Origin of the sequence: uncultured Rothia sp. (assembly GCF_937976295.1) — a bacterium.
In the GTDB taxonomy this organism is placed as follows: Bacteria; Actinomycetota; Actinomycetes; order Actinomycetales; family Micrococcaceae; genus Rothia.
Genome location: NZ_CALJRY010000236.1, coordinates 1 through 6,700 on the forward strand (window position 1 = coordinate 1; position 6,700 = coordinate 6,700).

The window sequence follows — 6,700 nt, forward strand, 5'->3', positions numbered from 1 at the left end:
GGTGGTGGAAGCTGAACACCATATCCAGCTCGTGGTGTGCCGGGTTGGAGTAGCCCACGCAGTTCTCAATACTGGTCGAGGACATTTCGCCCACGGTCACGGTGTCATCATGCTGACCGAAGGAGGCGCGGTTCAGCTGCTGAATGCGGCTGTGCACAATCGGGGTGTCGGTGTATTGTGCCTTGTCCACGGTGCCTTCGGGGGCGTCGAGTAGCTCTTCACCCTTGCCGATGACGTTAATAACGTCGAAACGGAAGCCTCGCACGCCCTTCTCGTACCAGAAGTTCACGACCTTAAACAGTTCGTCGCGCACAACCGGGTTGTACCAGTTCAGGTCCGCCTGGGTGCGGTCGTACAGGTGCATGTAGAACAGGGGAGTGCCGTGCTCGTCCGTGTACTCGCCAAAGCGGGACCAGCAGGGGCCGCCGAACTTCGACTCCCAGTTGGTCGGTTCGTGCAGCTGACCGTCCTCGGTGTACCTACCGGGGCGAATGTAGAAGTAGTCCCAGTACTCGCGCTCACCGGCGAGTGCACGCTGGAACCACTCGTGCTCGGTCGAAATATGGTTGAGGACCATGTCGAACATGACGCCCACACCGTGCTCGGCGAGGGCGGCAATCATCTCTTCGACGTCTTCCATGGTGCCCAGGTCGGGGTTGATGGCGTAGTAGTCGGAGATGTCGTAGCCGTTGTCGTTCTGCGGGGAGGCGAAGAACGGGTTGAACCACACCATGTCCACGCCCAGGGAGGCAATATAGGGCACCTTCTCGATGACGCCGCGCAGGTCGCCGTAGGCGCCACCGGCCGAGGAGTAGAAGGACTTGGGGTACACCTGGTAGATGACGGAGGACGCGAAGTCCTTGCCGCCTGCCGGTGTGGTTGCCGGAGTGGTTGCTGGGGTGAGGGTGAGCGATGCGGTGGGTGCCTGTGTCATGGAAACTTTCTGAAACGTGAGCAGGGTTCAGTGTGTATAAACGCGTATAAATCAGTGTGTTGGAAACGAACCGTGCTGGTGCTATGTATGGTGCTACGTGTGCTGCTACGTGTGCACAGCGAGGCCCGTACGCGGTGGACGCAGCAGCCCGCCGCCTCCCGGTGCGTTCGCCGACTGAATATCGCCGCCCGCAACCTGGGCTCATTCCAGATTAGGGGGCATAATGGGGTGGTGTCCCCCATCTACCCCAAAGGGGGCAATTCTGCCGCAGATCCGGCACAACCCCGTGGCCTCAGCCCTCCCACCGGTAGGCGGTTGCAGGCTCGTGCGCGTTTCGATGCATGAAACCAAAGTGACCCTGAGCTGAAGAGCGTTGGACGCCGCGCGTAAAATCAGTACTTGCATCACTACGGAAGGTAAAACAATGCCAGAACTGCGTTCACGTACTTCAACTCACGGCCGTAACATGGCTGGTGCCCGCGCCCTGTGGCGTGCCACCGGCATGGGCGATGACGACTTCGGCAAGCCCATTATTGCTATCGCGAACTCCTTCACCCAGTTCGTGCCCGGCCACGTGCACCTGAAGAACATGGGTGAACTGGTCGCCGGCGCGATTCGTGAGGCTGGCGGCGTGGCTAAGGAATTTAACACCATCGCCGTTGATGACGGTATCGCGATGGGTCACGACGGTATGCTCTACTCGCTGCCTTCCCGCGATCTGATTGCTGACTCGGTTGAGTACATGGTCAACGCGCACCGTGCTGACGCGCTGGTCTGCATTTCTAACTGTGACAAGATCACCCCCGGTATGCTTCTGGCGGCTATGCGCCTGAACATCCCCACTATCTTTGTGTCCGGTGGCCCCATGGAGTCCGGCGAGGGCATTGAGGGTATTGTTGAGCACCGCCTCGACCTGATTGACGCCATGGTGATGGCTGTTGATGACAGCGTCAGTGACGCTGAGCTTGCTCAGGTTGAGAAGAATGCGTGCCCGACCTGCGGTTCGTGCGCGGGTATGTTCACCGCGAACTCCATGAACTGCCTGAATGAGGCGATTGGTCTGGCGCTGCCCGGTAACGGTACCACTCTGGCTACTCAGGTTGCTCGTAAGGAGCTGTTCCTGGATGCTGGCCGCCGCATCGTTGAGCTGGCTAAGCGCTACTACGAGCAGGATGACGAGTCGGTTCTGCCCCGCTCCATTGCGACCAAGGAGGCGTTCGAGAACGCTATGGCGCTGGATGTGGCGATGGGCGGTTCGACCAATACCGTGCTGCACACCCTGGCGATTGCTCACGAGGCGGGCGCTGACTTCACTCTGAAGGATATTGACCGTATTTCCCGCCAGGTTCCCTGCCTGGCGAAGGTCGCCCCGAACTCCACCAAGTACCACATTGAGCACGTGCACCGTGCCGGTGGTATCCCCGCCCTGCTGGGTGAGCTGAACCGTGCCGGCCTGCTGCACAAGAACGTTCATTCTGTTCACGCTGATTCGCTGGACGAGTGGCTGGACGAGTGGGATATCCGCGGCGGCAAGGCGAGCGAGAAGGCGAAGGACCTGTTCCTCGCGGCTCCCGGCGGCGTGCGCACCACCCAGGCGTTCTCCACCGCGAACAAGTACGAGTCCCACGAGACTGACGCTGAGAACGGCTGCATCCGCGCTGTGGAGCACGCGTACACCAAGGATGGCGGTCTGGCGGTCCTGTACGGCAACATCGCCCAGAACGGCGCGATCATTAAGTCCGCTGGTATTGATGAGGAGCTGTTCCACTTCAAGGGTCGCGCGTTCGTGGTTGAGTCGCAGGACGAGGCTGTGTACGAGATCCTGTCGAAGAACGTGAAGGAAGGCGACGTTGTCGTCATCCAGTACGAGGGTCCGAAGGGTGGTCCCGGCATGCAGGAAATGCTGTACCCGACCTCCTACCTGAAGGGTCTGGGCCTCGGCAAGAAGTGCGCGCTGATCACTGACGGTCGTTTCTCCGGCGGTACTTCGGGTATTTCGATCGGTCACGTCTCCCCGGAGGCTGCCGCTGGCGGCGCTATCGGCCTGGTGCAGACCGGTGACGAGATTGAGATTGACGTGAACAACCGCATCCTGCGTGTGAACGTTTCGGATGAGGAGCTTGCTGCTCGCCGCGAGGCGAAGGGCGCTGCACCGTGGCGTCCGACGAAGCCGCGTGAGCGCCAGGTGTCGAACGCCCTGAAGGTGTACGGCATGCTGGCTGCTTCGGCTGATAAGGGCGGCGTGCGCATCCTGCCCGAGGATGCATAAGCCCCTCACGTATCGTGTGAGAATTTAATATTTTGCCCTAATGCTTGGCGCCCCGTTCCGTGGTTTTTCTGCGGGCGGGGCGCTTGTTCTTTGTCCGTCTCTCCGCCTGCATCTTTGTCTACCGTCGTGGGATACCCGGTGCGGCGTATTGCCTTGTCAGGTGCGGTGCAGTAGGGTGTAAGAGGGTATTTAGGTACCCGCTTCACCGACTCAGCACAACCACTCAAACACAACGCAATTCGCAACCCTTACGAGGACGTATTCATGGTTACCCTGCCCGCACGCGCACAGCGTGCTTTTACTCGTCGTGCCCTGACGGCTCTTGCCTGCATCGGCGCGCTCGCTTTGAGTTCTTGCTCCGCTCAGCCGCAGGCTGATGAGTCTGAAACCACACCGATGAAGGTCGCGACTTCTTCGGCGTCCGTTGATTCAAAGGCGCTATTTACGGCGGCGGATGGCTCCTGGAAGCCGAATACCGTGCAGATTTCTGCCGGTCTGGATGCGCCGGTAACTTTTGATGCTGTAGCAACCCCGACCGTTGAGCCGAGCACGGACGCCGAGTACGAGGCGGCATATGCTACATCGAGCGGCTCCGCGACCACTATTGATCCGGGCACCCGCTGCGGCGTGACGAGCCTGCTGGGTGGTTCCGCCGGTATTTACGTGTATGACGGTTCGGATTGCGCGAAGGCTCAGGAGGCGGTGCGTCTTTTCAGCAGCCGCAAGAACCAGGAGGGTTCGGCGAGTGTGGAATGGTACCAGTGCACTACGAAGGTGCAGGGCCGCGACTACATCACGGGTGCCTGCTTCACGCAGGGTGGTAGCGTTGAGAAGCCTCGCCTGGCGCTGATTCCGGCGCAGACCCGCATGCTGTCGGGTACGCTGACTTTCGCTGAAGCGTATGGCGGCGGCACTTTTGGTCAGGGCGATTCGGCGAAGACTGTTGAGGCGCTGCGTTTCACCAGCCCGGACTCTAAGGTTGCGTGCTCGGTGACCCCGTCGGGTGTGGATTGCCAGGCGCTGGTGGGTGTGACCCTGGAGGGTTGGGATGCCGCCTCCGGTAAGGCGCAGCAGCGTGTGCACATGGGGCAGGGCCAGGCTCCCGAGGTGAGCCTGGTCGGTCAGACCGCCACCCCGGAGCCGGTGAATACCGAGGGTATTGCTGCGTTGCCTGCCGGTCAGGTGGTGACTGCGTACGGTTACACCTGCAAGTCGGTGAATACCGGTAAGGTGCATTGCGTGAGCGCGACGAATGGTTTCACGCTTGATTCGGTGGAGGTTGGCGTAGAACGCCTATAAGCCTAGCGAGATTGAAGGTGTGCCGCGAGTAGCCGCGCTCGCCTCTAAAGCTGACTTGCCTCTAAGGCTGATATACGAAGGTGCCCGGCACCCCTCACGTAGGGGGCGCCGGGCACCTTCGGTATATAACGTTGCTTAGCGGAAGTTGACGATGCGAACATCCAGCTCGGAGGAGAGCAGCGGCTCCCATGCGGCGACAGCCTTCTGGAAGTGCTCGGTGCCCATGTGCTTGTCGAGCAGTTCCTGGGATTCCCAACGCTCGATGAATGCGAAGTCGGTGTCGGAGACGGCACCGAAGTCGTAGCTGACGTTGCCTTCGTCCTGGCGGCTTGCGGTCACGAGCGGTTCGATGGTCTTGAGGAATTCTTCGACGTGCTCGGGCTTGACGGATACTCCGGCGTAGACACCAATCATGGGGCTCTCCTTGTGGGGTGGTGCGGCGGTTGCCGCGTCGTATATGACTCTTTTACCGTACACCTTCACCCCGGTCGCGGGGAGGTATGCGCGTAGGTTTCTCGCGCTGTGTTCTGCGTGGTTTTCTGTGCTGGGTTTTGTGTTGTGGTGGCGGGGGAGAGGATTTTCGGCTGGCCCATTCGCTATCTGTAAAAAAAGTATTTTATATTTGCGTGCCCCTTTCTTCTCGACCTATAAAAGAATGAGGAAGATACACCGCATGAATGAAAGGAGAAGCGGTATGGCACGCATGGGGGGTGACACTCATGGGATTTTCACCGGCGCATATCAAACGATGCACCCTGACTTGGGAGGCGCCCGACTATAGCGCTTCGTACCCTGCTGGGTACACGAATCAGGGCGTTGCTGTGGTTGCTGTGGCTCAGGAGCATCGTACGGCGCAGGGTTTTTGCTATTCGGCGTTGTCAACGGTGGTTTTTATTTCTAAGCAGGACGGCACCCGCACCGTGGTGAATGAGGAGCCGCTGCTTTTCACGCATGTTCATTCCCTCATGGAATCGTGCGATGAGGTGCATCCCTGCCTGCTGGGCCGTGCCGTGCTTTCGGCGTGGGATGTGGTTCCGGAGCAGTACCGTAAGAACCTGGTGACGATTGCTGCTGACCGTAAGAATTTGAAGCAGCTTTTCCGTGATTGCGACCAGTTGAAGGGGATTATGGAGTACCGCGCCTTTGAGAAGGTGCTGGATCCGTACGATAACCATTCTTTGGGTGAAGTGCATGTGAAGCTTGCTGGCACGCCCGCGTATGAGCGGATGCAGGCTGAGGTCTGCGCGGCACGTACCGCTGTGGATGAGATGGTGGAGGAGGCGCTGACCCCTCGACCGCTGGATCAGCTGCAGGACTATAGCGTTTTCACGGATTGTTCGTTCCGTTCGACTCACAATAAGAAGTATCAGCGTGGCGGCCGTATGGGCATCGCCGGTGTGAGTGAGGACGGCTTCTATTTTCATGCCCACTATGATGGCGTGAATATTATGACCGGTGAGCTGTCTGCGATGTTGGCGGCTTATACGGTGTTCCATAGCGGTTCGCGCCGCCTGATTATTCATACGGATTCTTTGGGTGCGTTGACGTTTGTGTTGCGTTTGGCGCATAGCCGTTGGGCTTTTGAGGCGTGGGTTTCTGAGGGTATTCAGGATGAGCGCGTTGTGGCTCAGATGAGTGCTTTGACGGAGGCTATCCGTGAGAAGCGTGTGCTGGTGAAGCATGTTCCGGGCCATACGGGCCACGGTTTGCAGGAGAGTAGCGACTCTGTGTCGAAGATGCATCGCCATTTTCCGGGGCAGATCGTGGATAAGCGTCATCAGAGCGAGTTTAATCAGCGTTGCGAGTCGATTATTACTGCTTTGTCGGGTTGTGCGAAGGCTGTTCGCCTGCTTGCGCCGGAGTGGTTGCAGATTAAACCGTCTTCAATCCATGCGGGAAACCGTTTATGGCGCTAAACTAGTGCAGGGTAGAAATGAACGCGCGATACATTCGCCGCATACGAGGGTATGCGATGTCGGAGGTGTCGCGTGTTTCTTTTTGCCCTTTTGTCTTTTCTGTATGTGCTTTTGCGCGGCTGGTCTGCAGTGATAGATGCCCAGCGGTGGGGATAGAATTGTGTGAAGGATTTCTGAATTTCCCGATCTGTCGAGCGGGCGCACACTTCACCGATTTTTAGGGACCTAATTTATGCAGTTTCTTCTTCCTCCTCCTGATTCTTCTCTATATATTCCGTTGGT

General features: G+C 58.7%; 5 protein-coding genes. 3 read left to right on the top strand and 2 right to left on the bottom strand.

Translation table 11 applies throughout. The annotated features are described in order from the left end of the window. Positions 1-934, bottom strand: a 934-nt coding sequence (locus tag Q0216_RS06315) for an alpha-amylase family glycosyl hydrolase (protein ID WP_298593827.1), incomplete at its 3' end; no start/stop codon positions are given. A gap of 424 nt (positions 935-1,358) precedes the next feature. Here Q0216_RS06315 and ilvD point away from each other — a divergent pair. Beyond that, entirely contained in the window at positions 1,359-3,203 is a 1,845-nt protein-coding gene (gene ilvD / locus Q0216_RS06320; RefSeq protein WP_298593828.1) for a dihydroxy-acid dehydratase, read from the top strand. Positions 3,204-3,467: 264 nt separating this feature from the next. Further along, positions 3,468-4,502 (top strand): 2-oxoglutarate dehydrogenase, encoded by a 1,035-nt coding sequence (locus Q0216_RS06325; RefSeq protein WP_298593830.1) that lies wholly within the window; start codon positions 3,468-3,470, stop codon positions 4,500-4,502. Between the two features lie 135 nt (positions 4,503-4,637). Here Q0216_RS06325 and Q0216_RS06330 read toward each other — a convergent pair whose 3' ends face one another. After that, a complete protein-coding gene (locus tag Q0216_RS06330; RefSeq protein ID WP_298593832.1) occupies positions 4,638-4,916 on the bottom strand; it encodes a putative quinol monooxygenase in 279 nt (92 codons plus the stop codon). A 305-nt stretch (positions 4,917-5,221) separates the two neighbouring features. Between Q0216_RS06330 and Q0216_RS06335 the strand changes: the two genes are divergently transcribed. Further along, positions 5,222-6,418, top strand: coding sequence for an RNase H family protein (locus Q0216_RS06335; protein ID WP_298593834.1), 1,197 nt, complete (start codon positions 5,222-5,224; stop codon positions 6,416-6,418). Positions 6,419-6,700 lie beyond the last annotated feature (282 nt).